Source organism: Pseudaquabacterium inlustre (genome assembly GCF_038066595.1).
Classification (GTDB): Bacteria; Pseudomonadota; Gammaproteobacteria; order Burkholderiales; family Burkholderiaceae_C; genus Pseudaquabacterium; species Pseudaquabacterium inlustre.
The window spans coordinates 986,044-1,004,765 of sequence record NZ_JBBUTH010000001.1 but is presented as its reverse complement, the minus strand read 5'-3'; the positions used below and the strand labels follow the sequence as shown (position 1 = coordinate 1,004,765).

25 protein-coding genes are annotated in these 18,722 nt (G+C 69.8%); 17 read left to right on the top strand and 8 right to left on the bottom strand.

Features of this window, described 5'->3' with window-relative positions; genetic code table 11:
* Positions 1 to 8 precede the first annotated feature (8 nt).
* Positions 9 to 1,127: a glutamate 5-kinase gene (gene proB / locus AACH10_RS04345; protein WP_341409124.1), complete on the top strand. Its 1,119-nt coding sequence runs from the start codon at positions 9 to 11 to the stop codon at positions 1,125 to 1,127.
* Positions 1,128 to 1,190: 63 nt separating this feature from the next.
* Here proB and AACH10_RS04340 read toward each other — a convergent pair whose 3' ends face one another.
* The gene (locus AACH10_RS04340; RefSeq protein WP_341409123.1) at positions 1,191 to 1,967 is read right to left on the bottom strand and encodes a tetratricopeptide repeat protein; all 777 of its coding nucleotides are present in this window, start codon (positions 1,965 to 1,967) and stop codon (positions 1,191 to 1,193) included.
* A 56-nt stretch (positions 1,968 to 2,023) separates the two neighbouring features.
* Positions 2,024 to 2,701 carry a TetR/AcrR family transcriptional regulator gene (locus AACH10_RS04335; protein WP_341409122.1) on the bottom strand — a complete coding sequence of 226 codons (678 nt, stop codon included), beginning with the start codon at positions 2,699 to 2,701 and terminating at the stop codon, positions 2,024 to 2,026.
* A 98-nt stretch (positions 2,702 to 2,799) separates the two neighbouring features.
* Between AACH10_RS04335 and AACH10_RS04330 the strand changes: the two genes are divergently transcribed.
* From AACH10_RS04330 to hisA, 11 genes are all read left to right on the top strand, one after another.
* Entirely contained in the window at positions 2,800 to 3,744 is a 945-nt protein-coding gene (locus tag AACH10_RS04330; RefSeq protein WP_341409121.1) for an ABC transporter ATP-binding protein, read from the top strand.
* Positions 3,741 to 4,508 (top strand): ABC transporter permease, encoded by a 768-nt coding sequence (locus AACH10_RS04325; RefSeq protein WP_341409120.1) that lies wholly within the window; start codon positions 3,741 to 3,743, stop codon positions 4,506 to 4,508. The genes AACH10_RS04330 and AACH10_RS04325 overlap by 4 nt, the downstream gene beginning before the upstream one ends.
* 59 nt (positions 4,509 to 4,567) lie before the next feature.
* Positions 4,568 to 4,840 carry a BolA family protein gene (locus tag AACH10_RS04320; protein ID WP_341409119.1) on the top strand — a complete coding sequence of 91 codons (273 nt, stop codon included), beginning with the start codon at positions 4,568 to 4,570 and terminating at the stop codon, positions 4,838 to 4,840.
* 106 nt (positions 4,841 to 4,946) lie between these two features.
* The gene (gene hisG, locus AACH10_RS04315; protein ID WP_341409202.1) at positions 4,947 to 5,594 is read left to right on the top strand and encodes an ATP phosphoribosyltransferase; all 648 of its coding nucleotides are present in this window, start codon (positions 4,947 to 4,949) and stop codon (positions 5,592 to 5,594) included.
* A 19-nt stretch (positions 5,595 to 5,613) separates the two neighbouring features.
* Positions 5,614 to 6,930 (top strand): histidinol dehydrogenase, encoded by a 1,317-nt coding sequence (gene hisD, locus AACH10_RS04310; RefSeq protein ID WP_341409118.1) that lies wholly within the window; start codon positions 5,614 to 5,616, stop codon positions 6,928 to 6,930.
* Positions 6,931 to 6,994: 64 nt separating this feature from the next.
* Complete coding sequence (locus AACH10_RS04305; protein WP_341409201.1) at positions 6,995 to 7,234, top strand: CopG family transcriptional regulator; 240 nt, start codon at positions 6,995 to 6,997, stop codon at positions 7,232 to 7,234.
* A gap of 79 nt (positions 7,235 to 7,313) precedes the next feature.
* Positions 7,314 to 7,763, top strand: a complete 450-nt coding sequence (locus tag AACH10_RS04300; RefSeq protein ID WP_341409117.1) for a PIN domain-containing protein — start codon at positions 7,314 to 7,316, stop codon at positions 7,761 to 7,763.
* Complete coding sequence (gene hisC, locus AACH10_RS04295) at positions 7,760 to 8,857, top strand: histidinol-phosphate transaminase (protein ID WP_341409116.1); 1,098 nt, start codon at positions 7,760 to 7,762, stop codon at positions 8,855 to 8,857. The genes AACH10_RS04300 and hisC overlap by 4 nt, the downstream gene beginning before the upstream one ends.
* Positions 8,848 to 9,471, top strand: a complete 624-nt coding sequence (gene hisB, locus AACH10_RS04290) for an imidazoleglycerol-phosphate dehydratase HisB (protein WP_341409115.1) — start codon at positions 8,848 to 8,850, stop codon at positions 9,469 to 9,471. Before hisC ends, hisB begins: the two co-directional genes overlap by 10 nt.
* Before the next feature lies 1 nt (position 9,472).
* A complete protein-coding gene (gene hisH / locus AACH10_RS04285) occupies positions 9,473 to 10,144 on the top strand; it encodes an imidazole glycerol phosphate synthase subunit HisH (RefSeq protein WP_341409114.1) in 672 nt (223 codons plus the stop codon).
* Between the two features lie 78 nt (positions 10,145 to 10,222).
* Complete coding sequence (gene hisA / locus AACH10_RS04280) at positions 10,223 to 10,966, top strand: 1-(5-phosphoribosyl)-5-[(5-phosphoribosylamino)methylideneamino]imidazole-4-carboxamide isomerase (RefSeq protein ID WP_341409113.1); 744 nt, start codon at positions 10,223 to 10,225, stop codon at positions 10,964 to 10,966.
* A gap of 65 nt (positions 10,967 to 11,031) precedes the next feature.
* On the opposite strand, the gene AACH10_RS04275 is transcribed toward hisA, so the two are convergent.
* Positions 11,032 to 11,661 carry a CHRD domain-containing protein gene (locus AACH10_RS04275; RefSeq protein ID WP_341409112.1) on the bottom strand — a complete coding sequence of 210 codons (630 nt, stop codon included), beginning with the start codon at positions 11,659 to 11,661 and terminating at the stop codon, positions 11,032 to 11,034.
* Between the two features lie 136 nt (positions 11,662 to 11,797).
* Here AACH10_RS04275 and hisF point away from each other — a divergent pair, with 136 nt between their 5' ends.
* The 4 genes from hisF to AACH10_RS04255 are packed head-to-tail and all read left to right on the top strand — an operon-like array spanning position 11,798 to position 13,945.
* Positions 11,798 to 12,577: an imidazole glycerol phosphate synthase subunit HisF gene (gene hisF / locus AACH10_RS04270; protein ID WP_341409111.1), complete on the top strand. Its 780-nt coding sequence runs from the start codon at positions 11,798 to 11,800 to the stop codon at positions 12,575 to 12,577.
* Complete coding sequence (rsmD, locus tag AACH10_RS04265) at positions 12,574 to 13,143, top strand: 16S rRNA (guanine(966)-N(2))-methyltransferase RsmD (RefSeq protein ID WP_341409110.1); 570 nt, start codon at positions 12,574 to 12,576, stop codon at positions 13,141 to 13,143. The genes hisF and rsmD overlap by 4 nt, the downstream gene beginning before the upstream one ends.
* A gap of 21 nt (positions 13,144 to 13,164) precedes the next feature.
* Positions 13,165 to 13,674, top strand: coding sequence for a pantetheine-phosphate adenylyltransferase (gene coaD / locus AACH10_RS04260; protein WP_341409109.1), 510 nt, complete (start codon positions 13,165 to 13,167; stop codon positions 13,672 to 13,674).
* Positions 13,675 to 13,690: 16 nt separating this feature from the next.
* Positions 13,691 to 13,945, top strand: a complete 255-nt coding sequence (locus AACH10_RS04255; RefSeq protein ID WP_341409108.1) for a YfhL family 4Fe-4S dicluster ferredoxin — start codon at positions 13,691 to 13,693, stop codon at positions 13,943 to 13,945.
* 40 nt (positions 13,946 to 13,985) lie between these two features.
* On the opposite strand, the gene AACH10_RS04250 is transcribed toward AACH10_RS04255, so the two are convergent.
* From AACH10_RS04250 to AACH10_RS04240, 3 genes are read right to left on the bottom strand one after another with little or no spacing between them, the layout of a single operon-like run.
* A complete protein-coding gene (locus AACH10_RS04250) occupies positions 13,986 to 14,558 on the bottom strand; it encodes a hypothetical protein (protein ID WP_341409107.1) in 573 nt (190 codons plus the stop codon).
* Positions 14,555 to 15,202, bottom strand: coding sequence for an aminoacyl-tRNA hydrolase (pth, locus tag AACH10_RS04245; RefSeq protein ID WP_341409106.1), 648 nt, complete (start codon positions 15,200 to 15,202; stop codon positions 14,555 to 14,557). Before pth ends, AACH10_RS04250 begins: the two co-directional genes overlap by 4 nt.
* An 8-nt stretch (positions 15,203 to 15,210) precedes the next feature.
* Positions 15,211 to 16,170: a LysR family transcriptional regulator ArgP gene (locus AACH10_RS04240; RefSeq protein WP_341409105.1), complete on the bottom strand. Its 960-nt coding sequence runs from the start codon at positions 16,168 to 16,170 to the stop codon at positions 15,211 to 15,213.
* 126 nt (positions 16,171 to 16,296) lie between these two features.
* On the opposite strand from AACH10_RS04240, the gene ald reads away from it, so the two are divergent.
* A complete protein-coding gene (ald, locus tag AACH10_RS04235) occupies positions 16,297 to 17,412 on the top strand; it encodes an alanine dehydrogenase (RefSeq protein ID WP_341409104.1) in 1,116 nt (371 codons plus the stop codon).
* Positions 17,413 to 17,423: 11 nt separating this feature from the next.
* On the opposite strand, the gene AACH10_RS04230 is transcribed toward ald, so the two are convergent.
* Together AACH10_RS04230 and AACH10_RS04225 are read right to left on the bottom strand one after the other, a co-directional pair.
* Positions 17,424 to 17,990, bottom strand: coding sequence for a lipocalin family protein (locus AACH10_RS04230; protein ID WP_341409103.1), 567 nt, complete (start codon positions 17,988 to 17,990; stop codon positions 17,424 to 17,426).
* An 88-nt stretch (positions 17,991 to 18,078) separates the two neighbouring features.
* A complete protein-coding gene (locus AACH10_RS04225) occupies positions 18,079 to 18,705 on the bottom strand; it encodes a 50S ribosomal protein L25/general stress protein Ctc (RefSeq protein WP_341409102.1) in 627 nt (208 codons plus the stop codon).
* Positions 18,706 to 18,722: the final 17 nt, after the last annotated feature.

Below are 18,722 nucleotides of genomic sequence, written 5' to 3'. Positions count from 1 at the left end.
AGCCCCGCATGTCCGAAGTCCTGAAGAACGCGCGGCGCATCGTCGTCAAGGTCGGCTCCAGCCTGGTCACCAACGAGGGCCGCGGCATCGACGCCGAGGCCGTGGGCAACTGGTGCCGCCAGCTGGCGGCGCTGGCGGCCCAGGGCCGCGAGGTGGTGATGGTGAGCAGCGGCGCCATCGCCGAGGGCATGAAGCGCCTGGGCTGGAAGACCCGCCCGACCGAGCTGCACGAGTTGCAGGCCGCCGCCGCCGTGGGCCAGATGGGCCTGGCGCAGATGTACGAGACGCAGCTCTCGAAGCACGGCATGGGCAGCGCCCAGGTGCTGCTGACGCATGCCGATCTGGCCGACCGTGAGCGCTACCTGAACGCCCGCTCCACGCTGCTGACCCTGCTGCAGATGCAGGTGATCCCGGTGATCAACGAGAACGACACCGTGGTCAACGACGAGATCAAGTTCGGCGACAACGACACGCTGGGCGCCCTGGTGGCCAACCTGGTGGAGGCCGATGCGTTGGTGATCCTGACCGACCAGCGTGGCCTGTACTCGGCCGATCCGCGCAAGAACCCCGACGCCCGCTTCATCGACGAAGCGCGCGCCGGCGATCCCGAGCTCGAGCGCATGGCCGGCGGCGCCGGCTCGGGCATCGGCACCGGCGGCATGATCACCAAGATCCTGGCCGCCAAGCGCGCGGCCGGCTCGGGCGCCAGCACCGTGATCGCCTGGGGCCGCGAGACCGATGCGCTGCTGCGCCTGGCCGCCGGCGAGGCCATCGGCACGCTGCTGGTGGCCGGCACGGCCAAGCTGGCGGCGCGCAAGCAGTGGATGGCCGACCACCTGCAGCTGCGTGGCGCGGTGGTGGTGGACGACGGCGCCGTGGCCAAGCTGCGCGACGAGGGCAAGAGCCTGCTGCCGATCGGCGTGACGGCGGTGGAAGGCGACTTCCAGCGCGGCGACGTGATCGCCGTGCGCTCGGCCGCCGGCCAGGTGATCGCGCGCGGCCTGGCGAACTACGCCTCGGGCGAGGCGCGGCTCATCGCGCGCAAGCCCTCGTCACAGATCGTCGGGCTGCTGGGCTTCGTCAACGAGGCCGAGCTGATCCACCGCGACAACCTGGTGCTGGTCTAGCCGGCAGGCCGGCCGAGCGGCGCGGCGAGTGGCACCGGGCACCCGCTGTGCCGGGTGCCCGGGTCACTCTTCGAGCTCGGCCTTGGCCAGTTCCACATCCAGCCGTTCCATCGCGTCGGCCGCTTCGCAGGCGGCGGCGTCGGCGTAGAGCTTCTCGGCTTCCTTCATGCGCTTGTTGCCTTCCAGCATGACCAGGCCGTTGGCGTACTCGATCTTCGCGATGGCCGAGCCGGGATTCAGCTTCAGCGCCTGCTGGTACAGCTTCAGCCCGGTGGCGGCATCGGCGCCCTGGGTCTTGCCCAGCAGCTTGCCCACCTTGTCGATCACCTCGGCATGGAAGGCGCCGAGCGCGATGTGCGCGTCGGCATGCTTGGGGGCCAGCTGGATCGTGGTTTCCAGCGCGTTCTTGACCTTGGCGCCCAGCCCCATGGCCAGCGCCTTGGTCACGCTGATGCCCTGGCTGTAGCGGCCCAGCGCATACGCCATCCAGTAGTGGGCGTTGGCGTTGCCGGGCTCCTCGGCGGCCAGGGCCTCGGCGCGGCCGGCCACGGCCTCGAACATCGCCAGCTTGGTCTTCTCGCTCTTTTCCAGGTAGTTGGCGTAGATGGCCTGGGCCTTGTTGGCCACCGTGATGCCGGCGGCACCGCCGGCCTTCAGCCCGGCCTCATGGGCCTTCTGGAACTCGCCGGCATGGAACAGCGCCCAGGCCTGCTGCACCGCCTTGTCCGTCGGCCAGGGTTCGGCGTCGCCGGCATGCAGCGCGCCCCAGGCCTTCTTCAGCGCAGCCAGGTCGTAGGTGTAGTCGACGTCGTCGTAGGGGAAGGCGGTCCACTTGGCCATGGCGCTTGTCTCCGGTTGTTGTGGGTGCTGCGGTCTGCCGTGGGGCGGCCGCGGCGTCAGGCAGGCGCTGAATCGGGCTTCTGGTAAGCGCCGGCGATCTGGAACAGGTGCTCGCGCGCGGCGGGCTCCAGGTAAGGCATCAACAGGCTCAGCACATGGTAGGCGCCGCGCGACAGCGCGGCGGCGGCACTGTCGGGCTCGAGTGCCTTGCGCGGATCACGCACGTACTCGTAGCTCAGCCAGTAGGTCAGCACCACCACCATGCTGGTGGCCACCGGCTCGGCCTCGCGCCGGTCGATGCGCATGGCCTGGCCGCGGGCCAGGCCGTCCAGCACGATCTGCACAGCGCGCGACTTGTTCTTCAGCACGAACTGGAAGTGCGTCTCCAGCCGGCGGTTCTTGCTGAGCAGGTCGTTCAGGTCGCGGTAGAGGAAGCGGTACTGCCAGATCAGCTCGAACAGCATGTGGAAGAACAGCCAGGCGTCCTCCACGTTGCGCACGTTGTCGGCCGCGCCCAGCAGATCGTTCAGGCCGCGCTCGTAGCGGTCGAACAGCGCATTGATCAGCTCGTCCTTGGCCGGGTAGTGGTAGTACAGGTTGCCGGGGCTGATGCCCAGCTCGGCCGAGATCAGCGTGGTGCTGACATTGGGCTCGCCGAAGCGGTTGAACAACTCGAGCGTGACCTCGAGGATGCGCTCGGCAGTGCGGCGGGGCTTCTTGGCTTGGGATTGCATGCGGGCCCTGAGCGGCCCGAAGGGCCAGATTGGCTGCCACACAATCTAGCATCAAGCCGGGGCAAGGACATTGACCTCGCTCCCTACAATCGTCGTCCATGCCTGCGGTCAGTTTTCAACAGGTAGGAAAAACCTACAACGGGGCGCGCGGCAGCTTTCGCGCGCTGGATGGCGTCAGCTTCGACATCGGCGAGGGCGAGTTCTTCGGCCTGCTGGGGCCCAATGGCGCTGGCAAGACGACGCTGATCTCGGTGCTGGCGGGCCTGACCCGCGCCACCGAAGGCCGCGTCACCGTGATGGGCCACGACGTGCAGGCCGATGCGGCCGCCGCGCGCAAGGCGCTGGGCATCGTGCCGCAGGAGCTGGTGTTCGACCCCTTCTTCAGCGTGCGCGAGACGCTGCGCATCCAGAGCGGCTACTTCGGCGTGAAGGGCAACGACGCCTGGATCGACGAGGTGCTGGCCGAACTGGGCCTGGCCGACAAGGCCAATGCCAACATGCGCCAGCTCTCGGGCGGCATGAAACGCCGCGTGCTGGTGGCCCAGGCCCTGGTGCACAAGCCGCCGGTGATCGTGCTGGATGAACCCACCGCCGGCGTCGACGTGGAACTGCGCCAGACGCTGTGGGCCTTCATCGGCCGGCTCAACAAGCAGGGCCACACGGTGTTGCTGACCACGCACTATCTGGAAGAGGCCGAGGCGCTGTGCCACCGCATCGGCATGCTCAAGCAGGGCAGGCTGGTGGCGCTGGAGCGCACGGCCACGCTGCTGTCGGCCACGCACAGCACCATGCTGCGCTTCAAGACCGACCAGGCCCTGCCGGCCGCGCTGGCGGCTCAGGCGCGCAGCACCGGGCGCATCGTGCAACTGCGTGCGCGCGACGCGGCCGAGGTGGAGAGCTTCCTGGCCACGCTGCGCGGCGCGGGCGTGGGTGTCGAGGACTTGGAGATCGGCCGCGCCGACCTGGAGGACGTGTTCGTGCAGATCATGCAGGGGCGCTCGCCCGTGGCTGCGCCGGCCCAGGGCGTGGGGGCCTCGGCATGAGTGCGATGTTCGAAGGCGCGGGCACGCTGTTCTACAAGGAAGTGCTGCGCTTCTGGAAGGTGGCCTTCCAGACCGTGGGCGCGCCGGTGCTCACCGCCATCCTGTACCTGCTGGTCTTCGGCCATGTGCTGGAAGGCCGCGCCGAGGTGTTCGGCAACGTCGGCTACACCGCTTTCCTGATTCCCGGGCTGGTGATGATGAGCGTGCTGCAGAACGCCTTCGCCAACAGCTCGTCCAGCCTGATCCAGAGCAAGATCACCGGCAACCTGGTGTTCCTGCTGGTGTCGCCGCTGTCGCACTGGGCCTGGTATGCGGCCTACGTGGGCGCCAGCATGGTGCGCGGCCTGGTGGTGGGCTTCGGCGTGTTCATCGTCACCGTGTGGTTCGCGCCGCCGCCGTTCGCCGAGCCGTGGTGGATCCTGGTGTTCGCGGCGCTCGGTGCCGGGCTGATGGGCTCGCTGGGTCTGATCGCCGGGCTGTGGGCCGAGAAGTTCGACCAGATGGCGGCGTTCCAGAACTTCATCGTCATGCCCATGACCTTTCTGTCGGGCGTGTTCTATTCGGTGCATTCGCTGCCGGCCTTCTGGCAGGCAGCCAGCCACCTGAACCCGTTCTTCTACATGATCGACGGCTTCCGGCGCGGCTTCTTCGGCACCAGCGATGTCTCGCCCTGGCTGAGCCTGGCCGTGGTGGGCACGGCCTTCGTCGCGGTGGCCGCACTCACGCTGAACCTGCTGCGCACCGGCTACAAGATCCGGCCCTGAACCGTTTCGCATCCCGCGGCAAGGCGCTGGGGCATTCGGCGCTCGCCGATAATCCGGCCATGGCTGATCCCACCGCTGACGACGTGCGCCGCTACATCGCGGCAGGCCTGCCCTGTGAACACCTCGAGGTCGAGGGCGACGGGCAGCATTTCTTCGCCACCATCGTGTCGGGCGAGTTCGACGGCCTGCCGCGCATCCGCCGCCACCAGCGGGTCTATGCAGCCCTGGGCGATAGAATGCGTGCAGAGATTCATGCGCTGTCGATGAAGACGCTCACCCCCGCCGAATGGGCGGCTGCGCCGGCCGCTGCCGCGCCGCACCACCCCCACTGACCCACCTGCGGCCACATGCTGCGGGTGGCTCTCGGGCACCCGCGCAACACGGTGGCCCTGATCCGCGCGGCATGGGGCGCCCTTTGAAGAGGACCCCCCGATGACGATGCTGACCCTCGCCCTGTCCAAGGGCCGCATCTTCGAGGAGACCCTGCCGTTGCTGGCCGCCGCCGGCATCACGGTGAGCGAGGACCCCGAGAAGAGCCGCAAGCTGATCCTGTCCACCAGCCAGGCCGATGTGCGCGTGGTGCTGGTGCGCGCCACCGACGTGCCCACCTATGTGGAAAACGGCGGCGCCGACGTCGGCGTGGCTGGCCTGGATGTGCTGATCGAGCATGGTGGCGCCGGCCTGTACCAGCCGCTCGATCTGCAGATCGCCAAGTGCCGCATGAGCGTGGCCACGCGCGACGACTTCGACTACGCCAGCGCCGTGAAGCAGGGCTCACGCATCCGCGTGGCCACCAAGTACACGGCCATCGCGCGCCAGCACTTCGCCGACAAGGGCGTGCACGTCGACCTGATCAAGCTGTACGGCTCGATGGAGCTGGCGCCGCTGACCGGCCTGGCCGATGCCATCGTCGACCTGGTGTCCACCGGCTCGACACTGAAGGCCAATCACCTGGTCGAGGTGGAGCGCATCCTCGACGTCAGCTCTCGCCTGGTGGTCAACCAGGCCGCGCTGAAGCTGCAGCGCGAGCCCATCCGTCGCCTGATCGACGCCTTCGCCCAGGCCGTCGCCGCCCGCCAATCCTGACCTGCCCAACGTCACCGCCATGACCGCCGTCGCCATCCGCCAGCTCAGCACCGCGCAACCCGACTTCGAGGCGGCCTTCCAGCAGGTGCTGCATTGGTCGGCCGAGACCGACGATGCGATCGAGGCGCGCGTGGCCGACATCCTGGCCGAGGTGCGCCGGCACGGCGATGCGGCGGTGCTGCGCTACACGGCGCTGTTCGACCACCTCGACGTGGCCAGCGTGGCCGCGCTGGAGCTCACGCGCGACGAGCTGAAGGCGGCCTTTGACGCCATCACCCCGGCCCAGCGCGCGGCCTTGGAATCGGCCGCGCAGCGGGTGCGCAGCTACCACGAGCGCCAGAAGGAAGCCTCGGGCCTGAGCTGGCAGTACCGCGACGAGGACGGCACGCTGCTGGGCCAGAAGGTCACGCCGCTCGATCGCGTGGGCATCTACGTGCCCGGCGGCAAGGCCGCGTATCCGAGCAGCGTGCTGATGAACGCGATTCCCGCCCATGTGGCCGGTGTCGGCGAGATCATCATGGTGGTGCCCACGCCCAGGGGTGAGAAGAACCCGCTGGTGCTGGCTGCGGCCTACGTGGCCGGCGTCAGCCGCGCGTTCACCGTGGGCGGCGCCCAGGCCGTGGCCGCGCTGGCCTACGGCACGGCCACCATCCCGCGTGTGGACAAGATCACCGGCCCCGGCAACGCCTATGTGGCCGCCGCCAAGCGCCGCGTGTTCGGCCAGGTGGGCATCGACATGATTGCCGGGCCCAGCGAGATCTTGGTGCTGGCCGACGGCAGCACGCCGCCCGACTGGGTGGCGATGGACCTGTTCAGCCAGGCCGAGCACGACGAACTGGCGCAATCCATCCTGCTGTGCCCCGATGCGGCCTACATCGACCAGGTGCGTGCCGCCATTGACCGCCTGATCGACGGCATGCCGCGCCGCGACGTGATCCGCGCCAGCCTGGAAGGCCGCGGCGCGCTGATCCTCACGAAGGACATGGACGAGGCCTGCGCCATCAGCAACCGCATCGCGCCCGAGCACCTGGAGGTCTCCAGCCGCGAGCCGCACCGCTGGGAGCCGCAGCTGCGCCATGCCGGCGCCATCTTCCTGGGGGCCTTCACCAGCGAGAGCCTGGGCGACTACTGCGCCGGCCCCAACCATGTGCTGCCCACCAGCGGCACCGCGCGCTTCAGCTCGCCGCTGGGCGTGTACGACTTCCAGAAGCGCAGCAGCCTGATCGAGGTGAGCGAAGCCGGCGCGCAGGTGCTGGGCCCGATCGCCGCCGAACTGGCCTATGGCGAGGGCCTGCAGGCCCATGCGCAGGCGGCGGAGTTCCGGCTCAAGCGCTGATCCGACATTGACACGAAGTTCGTGTTGCACGAAACTCGTGTTCCACGAACTCAGTGGCTCGATCATGAAGAACGTCACCGTCACGATGGAAGACAGCGTTGCCGACTGGGCGCGCATGGAAGCGGCCCGCCGCAACACCAGCGTGTCGCGGCTGATCGGCGAGATGCTGGCCGAGAAGATGCGCCATGACGACGCCTACGAACGGGCGATGCGCGAGGCGCTGGAGTTCCGCAGCTGGGGCAAGTCCAGCGGGCCGTACCTCACCCGCGAAGAGATGTACGACCGCAGCCAACCGCGGACATGAGCACTTTCGCCCGGCCGCTCCGAAGAAAGTGCTCTCCTCCCTCGGGGAGGTGGTCACGCAGTGACCGGAGGGTGGTTCGGTGACCGCCACCGTCTTCGTCGATACGAACGTCCTGCTGTACTCGTTCGACGAGACCGACCTGGGCAAGCAGCAGCGCTCGCGCCAATGGCTCACCGTGTGCTGGCAGCGACGCTGCGGCCGGCTGTCCACCCAGGTGCTCAACGAGTTCTACGCCAACGCGCGCAAGCGCTTCGCCAGTGCCATCTCGGCCGGCGATGCGCGCGCCGAGGTGCGCCGCTACCAGCTGTGGAAGCCCTGGCTGATCGACCAGGCCACGATCGACACCGCCTGGGCCGCCGAGAGCCGTTACCAGCTCAACTACTGGGATGCGCTGATGGTGGCGGCCGCCCAGCATCAGGGCTGCACCGTGCTGCTCACCGAAGACCTGCAGCACGACCAGCGCATCGACGCCCTGCGCATCGTCAACCCCTTCAAGGCCGACGTCAGCCTGCTCGACGAGACCCCATGAGCGATTCCAGCGACTCCCTTGCCCCCATCCTGCAACGCGTGATCCGCCAGGACATCCAGGGCCTGCATGCCTATGCCGTGCAGCCCAGCGCCGGCCTGGTCAAGCTCGACACGATGGAGAACCCGCACCGCCTGCCCGAGGCGCTGCAGCGCGAGTTGGGCGAGCGCCTGGGCCGCGTGGCCATCAACCGCTACCCGGCCGAGCGCGGCGATGACCTGAAGGCCGCACTCGCCGCCCATGCTGGCATGCCCGAGGGCTGCGGCCTGGTGCTGGGCAATGGCTCCGATGAACTGATCACGCTGCTCAGCATGGCCTGCGCCAAGCCGGGGGCGGTGTTCATGTCGCCGCTGCCCAGCTTCGTGATGTACGGGCTGTCGGCGCAGTTGCAGGGCGTGGGCTTTGTCGGCGTGCCGCTGACGGCCGATTTCGAGCTCGACGAGCCGGCCATGTTGGCAGCGATCGCTCAGCACAAGCCGGCGCTGCTGTACCTTTCGTACCCCAACAACCCCACGGCCAACCTGTGGGATGACGCCGCCATCGAGCGCTGCATCGACGCCATGGCGCAGGTGCAGGGCCTGGTGGTGATGGACGAGGCCTACCAGCCCTTCGCCAGCCGCGACTCGATGGACCGGCTGCGCCGCCACCCGCATGTGCTGGTGATGCGCACGATGAGCAAGTTCGGCCTGGCCGGCGTGCGCATCGGCTACCTGATCGGCCGCACGGCGCTGACCGACGAGATCGACAAGCTGCGCCCGCCGTTCAACATCAGCGTGCTCAATGCCGAGGCCGGCCTGTTTGCGCTGGAACATGTGGATGAATACGCGCGCCAGGCCGCGTCGATCCGCGAGCAGCGTCAGCGCCTGTATGCCGCGCTGCAGGCGCTGCCGGGCGTGCAGCCCTGGCCGAGCGAGGCCAACATGGTGCTGGCACGTTTCCCCGACGCCGCCAAGACCTTCGCGGCGCTGAAGGCCCGCGGCATCCTGATCAAGAACGTCAGTGCGCTGCATCCGCTGCTGGCCAACTGCCTGCGCCTGACGGTCGGCACGCCCGACGAGACCGGCCAGCTGATCGCCGCGCTGGCCGAATGCCTGTGACCACCGCCACCGAAGACCGCACCATGGACCGCATTGCAGAAGTCAGCCGAAACACCAACGAGACGAAGATCCGCGTGCGCGTCAACCTCGACGGCACCGGTCAGGCCAAGCTGGCCACCGGCATCGGCTTCTTCGACCACATGCTCGACCAGGTGGCGCGCCACGGCCTGATCGACCTGGAGGTGAGCTGCGAAGGCGACCTGCACATCGACGGCCACCACACGGTGGAAGACGTGGGCATCACCCTCGGCCAGGCCGTGGCCCAGGCGGTGGGCGACAAGAAGGGCATCACCCGCTACGGCCACAGCTATGTGCCGCTGGACGAAGCCCTGTCGCGCGTGGTGGTCGACTTCTCGGGCCGGCCGGGCCTGCACCAGCACATCCCGTTCACCGCCGGCATGATCGGCCAGCTCGACACGCAGCTGGTGTTCGAGTTCTTCCAGGGCTTCGTGAACCACGCGCTGGTGTCGCTGCACATCGACAACCTGAAGGGTGTCAACGCCCACCACCAGTGCGAGACGGTGTTCAAGGCCTTCGGCCGCGCGCTGCGCATGGCGCTGACGCCCGATCCGCGCTCGGCCGGCGTGATCCCGTCCACCAAGGGCAGCCTCTGACATGAGCACCAAAACCGTCGCCGTGGTGGACTACGGCATGGGCAACCTGCGCTCGGTGTCGCAGGCCGTGATGCACGTGGCGGCCGACACCGGCCACACCGTCGTCGTCACCCAGAACCCCGACGAGGTGCGCGCCGCCGAGCGCGTGGTGTTGCCCGGCCAGGGTGCGATGCGCGACTGCATGCGCGAGCTGCACGACTCCGGCCTGAAGGAGGCCGTGCTGGAAGCCGCGGCCACCAAGCCGCTGATGGGCGTGTGCGTGGGCATGCAGATGCTGCTGGAGCACAGCGAGGAGCAGGACACGCCGGGTCTGGGCCTGATCCCCGGCCGCGTGCGCCGCTTCCGGCTGGAAGGCCGCATCCAGGCCGACGGCAGCCGCTACAAGGTGCCGCAGATGGGCTGGAACCAGGTCTTCCAGCAGGCCCACGCCCAGCACGGCGGCGGCGTGCATCCGGTGTGGCAGGGCGTGCCCGACGGCGCGTACTTCTACTTCGTGCACAGCTTCTGGGCCGATCCGTCGGACGCGCGCCACAGCGCGGGCCTCACCGAGTACGGCGAGCGCTTTACCAGTGCGGTGGCCCGGGATAATATTTTTGCCACCCAGTTCCACCCCGAGAAGAGTGCCGACCACGGTCTCGCGCTGTACCGCAACTTCCTGCACTGGCGGCCGTGATCGCTCAAGGGTGCCACGGCACCCGATGCCGTCGCCACTTCCCGGTTCCAACCCCTCCACTCCTGCGCTGCAACAGCCATGCTGCTGATCCCCGCCATCGACCTGAAGGACGGCAAGTGCGTCCGCCTGCAACAGGGCGACATGAACGTCTCCACCACCTTCGGCGAGGATCCCGCCGCGATGGCGCGGCGCTGGGCGGATGCCGGCGCTCGCCGCCTGCACCTGGTCGACCTGAACGGCGCCTTCGCCGGCAAGCCGGTCAACGAGCCGGCCATCAAGGCCATCCTGAAGGCCGTGGGCGACGAGATCCCGGTGCAGCTGGGCGGCGGCATCCGGGATCTGGACACCATCGAGCGCTACCTCGATGACGGCATCAGCTACGTGATCATCGGCACCGCCGCGGTCAAGAACCCCGGCTTCCTGCAGGACGCCTGCAGCGCCTTCGGCGGCCACATCATCGTGGGCCTGGACGCCAAGGACGGCAAGGTGGCCACCGATGGCTGGAGCAAGCTCACCGGCCACGAGGTGGTCGATCTGGCCCGGAAGTTCGAGGACTACGGCGTCGAAGGCATCATCTACACCGACATCGGTCGCGACGGCATGCTCACCGGCATCAACATCGAGGCCACGGTCAAGCTGGCGCAGGCGCTGAGCATCCCGGTCATCGCCTCGGGCGGCTTGAGCGACATCGCCGACATCGAGCGCCTGTGCGCGGTGGAGAGCGAAGGCGTCGAGGGCGTGATCTGCGGCCGCAGCATCTACACCGGCGCGCTGGATTTCACCGCGGCGCAAAAGCGCGCCGACGAACTGCTGGCCGGCTGAGCGCCCGCACGCCGTTCGCATGCCAGGGCGCCGCAAGGCGCCCTGGTCGTTTGCGGACCGGCCGTTCAGCCGCGGCGGCGCCGGCGCGGGGCGCCCCAGCCCAGCAGCGCCAGGCCGCCGGCCATCAGCGCCCAGGTGCCCGGCTCGGGCACCGGCGCCAGCAGGGCACGGATCTCGCCACCGGGGAAGCTGCTGGTGTGCAGGTTCAGGTAGGCCTTGCCGCTGTCCAGCCCGGCCACCAGCGCGTTGAAGGCCAGCGTCACGTTGTCGCTGGCATCGCCGGGCGTGGTGTCCTTGGCGGTGATGAAGGCCGCGTTGTAGCTGCTGGCCAGGGCCATGTCGAAGACCTGGTCGTAGCTGCCGCTGCGTGGGCCGGTGCCGCCGGTGAAGAAGAAGCCGGGGAACGAGGGCGTGATGGTGGCCACGCCGATGTTGCCCGTGCCGGGCGTGGCCGTGCAGCAGTGGATGTGGGCCGCGGTGGCGGTGCCGATCAGGTCAGCGAAGCTGAACTGCACCCGCATCGTCATCAGGTCGAAGTCGATCGTCACCGTGGCCTGGCCCTGGCCGGTGGTGCTCACCGAGGGTGTCTCGCTGCTGCCCAGCATGGCGGCGGCCCAGATCTGCTGGTGGGCGGTGGCGGGGGCCAGCATCGCCGAGGCGGCGGCCAGTGCCGCCAGGGTGGGGATGAATCGCATGTCGGAGGCTCCATGTGCGCGCGAAGGACGACCCTTCACCCCGCACATACGCACCGGCGCACGCGCCGCGTCCGCACCGGCCGCATCCGAACTAGGGACAGGGATAATCCGGCCGCCAGCCCCATCCGATCGCACCATGCTCGCCAAACGCATCATTCCCTGCCTCGACGTCACCGGCGGCCGTGTCGTCAAGGGCGTCAACTTCGTCGAACTGCGCGATGCGGGTGATCCGGTCGAGATCGCCGCGCGCTACAACGAGCAGGGCGCCGACGAACTCACCTTCCTCGACATCACCGCCACCAGCGACCAGCGCGACGTGATCCTGCATGTCATCGAGGCCGTGGCCTCGCAGGTCTTCATCCCGCTGACCGTGGGCGGCGGCGTGCGCACCGTGGCCGATGTGCGGCGGCTGCTGAACGCCGGGGCCGACAAGGTCAGCTTCAACTCGGCGGCCATCGCCAACCCGCCGGTGATCCGCGAGGCCAGCGACAAGTACGGTGCCCAGTGCATCGTGGTGGCCATCGACGCCAAGAAGCGCGTCGGCGAAGACCTGGCCACCAAGGGCCCGGGCTGGGATGTCTACAGCCATGGTGGGCGCAAGAACATGCACATCGATGCCGTGGCCTGGGCGCGCCAGATGGCCGAGATGGGCGCCGGCGAGATCCTGCTCACCAGCATGGACCGCGATGGCACCAAGATCGGCTTCGACCTCGAGCTCACCCGCGCGGTCAGCGATGCCGTGCCGGTGCCGGTGATCGCCTCGGGCGGCGTCGGCGCACTGCAGCACCTGGCCGAGGGCATCCAGATCGGTGGTGCCGATGCGGTGCTGGCGGCCAGCATCTTCCATTACGGCGAGTTCACCGTCGGCCAGGCCAAGGCCGAACTGGCGCGGCACGGCATTCCGGTCCGGCAGTGACCGCGCCTTCGAAGCCCCCGCGCGAAGTCAGGCTGATCGGCGGTGATCTGCGCCGCAGCAAGCTGCCGGTGGCCGACCGGCCCGGCCTGCGGCCCACGCCCGACCGCGTGCGCGAAACGCTGTTCAACTGGCTGGGGCAGGACCTGAGTGGCTGGCGCGTGCTCGATGCCTTTGCCGGCAGCGGCGCGCTGGGATTCGAGGCCGCCTCGCGTGGTGCCGCCGAGGTGCTGCTGCTCGAGCGCGATCCGGGCCTGGTGAAGAGCCTGCGCGACAGCCAGCAGCGCCTGAAGGTCGGCACCTTGAAGGTCGACACCGCCGACGCCGTGGCCTGGATGCGCCGCTGTCCGCCGGCGCGTTTCGAGCTGGTGCTGCTGGATCCGCCCTTCGACGCCGGCCTGCAGCCCGCCGCGCTGGCGGCTGCGGCGCCGCTGGTGGGCGAGGGCGGCTTCGTCTACCTGGAGAGCCCGGCGGCGCTGGCGCCCGACGACACGCCGCCAGGGTTGACGCCCTGGCGTCAGGGCCGCGCCGGAGCGGTGTTCTATCATTTGCTGCAGCGCAGCAGCTGAAGATCAATGAGGAGACGCGCGATGACCCAGGCCAAGTTCATGACCGCCGTGTACCCGGGCACCTTCGACCCGATGACGCTGGGCCACGAGGACCTGATGCGCCGCGCCTCGCGGCTGTTCGACAAGCTGATCCTGGCGGTGGCCGCCGGCCACCACAAGCGCACCATGTTCACGATCGCCGAGCGCCTGGAGATCGCCAAGGAGATCGCCAAGCCCTACGGCAACGTGGAGGTGGTGGCCTTCCGCGGCCTGCTGCGCGATTTCGTCGTGGCCAACAACGGCAACGTGGTGGTGCGCGGCCTGCGGGCGGTCAGCGATTTCGAATACGAATTCCAGATGGCCGGCATGAACCGCCAACTGATGCCCGAGGTCGAGACCCTGTTCCTGACCCCCAGCGACCAGTACCAGTTCGTCAGCGGTACCTTCGTGCGCGAGATCGCCACGCTGGGCGGCGACGTGTCGAAGTTCGTCGCGCCCTCGGTGCTGGCGCGGCTGAAGGAGCGGGTGGCCCAGCCGCCCGCCGAGGCCTGAACAGGGAGACCCGGCCATGGCCTTGATGATCACCGACGAGTGCATCAACTGCGATGTGTGCGAGCCCGAGTGCCCCAACCAGGCCATCGCCATGGGCGAGGAGTTCTACCGCATCGACCCCGACAAGTGCACCGAGTGCGTGGGCCACTTCGACGAGCCGCAGTGCGTGCAGGTGTGCCCGGTGGAATGCATCCCGGTGAACCCCGAGCGCGTGGAAGGCCAGGACCAGCTCTGGGCCAAGTACCGGCTGCTGCTGGCCAAGGCCGCCTGAACCGGCTGCGCGCGGCGCGCGCACCGGCCGGCGGCGGCGCTCAGGTCGGCGCCTGCGGGGCGGATGACGCCTGTTTCTTGCGCCGCTTGGCCCTCTGCCCCGATGCGGCCGGCTTGCGCTCGGCGGCCGCGTCTCGTGCCTTGGCGGTGCGCACGGCGGAGCCGGCCTGGTCCTTGCGGCGCGGCTCGCCCGGCCGGTCGGCGCCCTGGTCGGCGCGCGCGTCGGTGGCGCCGGGGGCCGAGGCCGATGGTTTGGCGCGGGCGGTGGCGGCGGCCTGCTTGGCGGCCTCGCGCTCGCGGGCCTTGCGTTCGTCCGCCAGCTGACGGGCCAGCCGTGCCTCGCGTGCGGCGGCCTCGCGCGCCACGCGCTGCTGCTCGGCCGTCGGCGGGGCCGGCGTGTCGAGCTTGACCCCGCCCGGGCAGGGCTCCGACGAGTACTGGCCCGGGCCGCAGCGGAAGACCGTGGCGCCACCCGCGCTGCCCGCCCCCCCGGCGCCTGCGGTGCCGCCACCGGCCGGGGCCTGCGCCGCCGCGCCGCCCGACAGCGTGGCCAGGGCCGTCAGCACCAGCGGGCCGAGAACGCGGATGACGGCGGCGTGGTGCAGCAGGGTCATGGTGTCGCGGTGGGCGGGTTGGCGGGGGCGGCCGTGTCGGGGCGCGGCGGCTTGGGCCGGGGTGGCTTGCTGGTGTGGATCTTGGCCGTGGCGCGGTCGAAGGCGCCTTCCAGCAGCTGCGGCAGCGCCTCCAGCGTGCGGGAGATGGTCTGGTCGATGGCGATGCGCTCGTCCAGTGGTGGCTTGCGCAGCACATAGGCCGCCACCTCGCCGCGGTGGCCTGGGTGGCCGATGCCCAGGCGCAGGCGCCAGAAGTCGGGCGTGCCCAGCTGCGCCTGGATGTCCTTCAGCCCGTTGTGGCCGGCAGCACTGCCGCCGCGCTTCAACTTGGCTTCGCCGGGCGGCAGGTCGAGCTCGTCGTGCACCACCAGGATCTCGTCGGGCGCGATCTTGAAGAAGCGCGCCAGCGGACTGACCGCCTTGCCCGACAGGTTCATGAAGGTCATCGGCTGCTGCAGCCAGATGGGGCCGCCCTCGCGCTCCGTGCGGTTCACCCGCGCCACGTTGCCGTGGTAGCTGCGGTCGAAGGCCAGCGTGCCGCCCAGATGGCGCACGGCGCCGTCCACCCACCAGAAGCCGGCGTTGTGCCGGGTGTCTTCGTATTCGGGGCCCGGGTTGCCCAGGCCGACGATCAATCGGATCATGGGCTGGATTATCCCGCCGCGGGCCGCAGCGCCTGCGCCGCGCCCTCGGCCAGCGCGCGGCCGATGCGGTCCAGCGTGCCGGCGCGCTGCGGGGCGCCGGTCGCCGCGCCGTCCTGGCCGGTGCCGCCGGCCGACAGCCGCCACTGGTGCCAGTGCAGCAGCACGTCCACATGCACCTCGGGGTGCAGGGCCAGCAGTTCGCCGTTGGCCAGCCAGCGCGCGGCCATCTGCTCAGGCATCACGCCGATGCCCCAGCCCATCACCGCGGCGCGCGCATGGGCCTCGGTGGCCGGCACATGGCGTTCACGCAGCCGTGGCGCATGCACGCCGAAGGCCTGGCCGACCCACACGCTGTGGTTGTCGTCCTTGCGGTTGAACACCAGCCAGGGCACGGTGGCGAAGTTGCCGCGGTGCAGGCCCTGCGGCAGGTGCTGCGCCACAAAGCCGGGGCTGGCCACGGCCACGTAGCGCATGCAGCCCAGCGGCGTGACGCTGCAGCCGCGCAGCGCCTCGGCCACGGTGCTGACGCAGCCCAGCACCGCGCCCTCGCGCAGCCAGTCGTGCGTGAAGTCCTGGTCGTCGACGACCAGCTCCAGGCCGTAGCCCTCGCGCTGGCCGGCCAGCACCACCTCGTCAAGGGCCGGCAGCACCCAGGTGGCCAGGCTGTCAGCATTCACCGCGATGGGCAGCCGCTCGTCCTGCGACAGCGCGGCGCCCAGCTCGCGCGACATGTCGGCGCGCATGGCCTGCATCTGCCGGGCGTAGCGCAGCAGCACCTTGCCGGGCTCGGTCAGGCGCAGCGGTCGGCTGCGCACCACCAGCAGCCGGCCCAGGCCGGTCTCCAGCGCGCGCAGGCGCTGCGACACCGCCGACTGCGTGATGCTCAGCTGCTGCGCCGCGCGCTCGAAGCTGCCGGCATCGGCCAGGGCGGCCAGGCATTCCAGCGCGGCAGGGTCGAAGGCATTCATCGCGGGGGCGGGCGGATGGATCAGTAGTCGGGCTAATGTAGTCCGAGTTCTGTCGATGCCGCTTCTGATCTGCCGCCGCGCTGCGAAGAATGGCCCGCACCCCCACACCCATGACAGGAGACCGCCATGCGCATTGCCGTGCCCCGCGAGATCAAGAACCACGAGTACCGGGTGGGCCTCACACCGGCCTCGGTGCGTGAACTGGTGGCCCACGGTCACGAACTGTGGGTGCAGGCCGGCGCCGGCGCGGCCATCGGGCTGGACGATGCGCAGTACCTGGCGGCCGGCGCGCGCATTGCGGCCGATGCCGCCGAGTGCTTTGCCAGCGCCGAGATGATCGTCAAGGTCAAGGAGCCGCAGCCGTCCGAGATCGCACTGCTGCGCGAGGGCCAGATCCTCTACACCTACCTGCACCTGGCGCCCGACCGCGCCCAGACCGAGGGTCTGATCGCCAGCGGCGCGGTGTGCATCGCGTACGAGACCGTCACCGCCCCGGGCGGCGGCCTGCCGCTGCTGGCGCCGATGAGCGAGGTGGCCGGTCGCATGGCCGTGCAGGCCGGCGCGGCCCACCTGGAGAAGAGCAAGGGCGGCATGGGTGTGCTGCTGGGTGGTGTGCCGGGTGTGGCGCCGGCCTCGGTGGTGATCCTGGGTGCCGGCGTGGTGGGCACCAACGCCTTGCAGATGGCCGTGGGCCTGGGTGCGCAGATCACGGTGCTGGACCGGAACGTCGACCGCCTGCGCGCGCTGGACCTGGTGTTCGGCAACCGCATCCGCACGCTGTACTCCACCGCTCAGACGGTCGAGGACGCGGTGCTGGCGGCCGACCTGGTGATCGGCGGCGTGCTGATCCCGGGTGCTGCGGCGCCCAAGCTGGTGACGCGCGACATGGTGGCGCGCATGCAGCGCGGCGCCGTGGTGGTGGACGTGGCGATCGACCAGGGCGGCTGCTTCGAGACCTCGCACGCCACCACGCATGCCGAGCCCACCTACCTGGTGGACGGCGTGGTGCATTACTGCGTGGCCAACATGCCCGGTGCGGTGGCGCGCACCTCCACCTTCGCGCTGAACAACGCCACGCTGCGCCATGCGCTGGCGATCGCCGACCACGGCTGGCGCGACGCGCTGCGCGCCGACCCGCACCTGGCCCAGGGCCTGAACGTGGTGGCCGGGCAGGTGGGCTGCGCGCCGGTGGCCCGGGCACACGGCCTGGCGCACCGCCCGGTGGCCGAACTGCTGGCTTGAGCGCAGGCCGGTCAGCGGGCCGGGCTGCGTTGCAGCCGCTCGGGCGCGAAGCCGAGCTGCCGCAGCGTCGCCTCCACGCGCTGCCAGGTGGCCGCGTCCACCGCGGGCGTGCGCGACAGCACCCACAAGAACTCGCGCCGCGGTTCGCTGACGATGGACAGCTGGTAGTCGCCATCCAGGTCCACCACCCAGTAGTCGCCCCAGACCTGCGGCAGCCAGCCCAGCCAAGCCGGCGCGAAGCGCACCTGCAACCGCGCCGTGCCGGCCGGGCCCACCGGGCGGGCGAGGCCGATGGCCTCGTCGGTGCGGCCATCGGCCAGGCCGCAGCGGTTGATCACCTGCACGCCGCCTTCGGGCAGCAGTTGGTAGTCGGCCGTGGTGGCGCCGGTGCACTGGCGCTGGAAGCGGTTGGGGTAGCGCGCCAGTTCATGCCAGCGGCCCATGTAGCGCGGCAGGTCCAGCGTGGCGATGGTGTCGAGCGGGGCGGCAGGCGCCTCGGCGGCGCTGGCCAGGCGGCCGGCCAGCAGGCCGAGGCCCAGCGCCAGCGCACTGATGAGAAGACGGGCACGTGGGGTCATGCCGCGCAGCATGCCCAAAAAGCAGAAGGCCCGCCGTGGCGGGCCTTCGTCGAGGTGTCGGCATGGCGGGCACGCGGCCCGCGGGCGATCACTTCTTCTTCTTGGCGTCCTTGCCCTTGGCCGGCGCGGCGGCCACCGGGGCGACGATCTCTTCCTCGACCTTCGGCGGGTTCACCGCGACGATCACCGGGTTCAGGCTGCCGTGACGGACCAGCTTGGTGCCTTCCGGCAGCTGGATGTCGGTGGCGTGCAGCGACTGGCCCTTGACCAGGCCGGACAGGTCGACCGAGATGAACTCGGGCAGCTGCACCGCCAGGCATTCGATCTCGATTTCGGTGGCCACATGGCTCACCAGGCACTTGTCGGTCTTCACGGCGACCGAGTTCTCTTCGCCCGAGAAGTGCAGCGGCACCTTCTTGTGCAGGCGGGTGGTCTCGTCCACGCGCTGGAAGTCCACGTGCAGCACTTGCTGCTTCCAGGGGTGCATCTGGAAGTCACGCAGCAGCACCTTCTGGGTGGCGCCGGCCAGTTCCATCTCGAGGATGGAGCTGTGGAAGGCTTCCTTCTTCAGCGCGAAGTACAGCGCGTTGTGATCGAGCTCGATCATCTTGGGCTCGCCGGCACCGAAGACGATGCCAGGAACCTTGCCGGTGTTGCGCAGGCGGCGGCTCGCTCCGGTCCCCTGCAGGGTGCGCTCAAAAGCGACGAATTGCATGGTGTGCTCCATGTGTG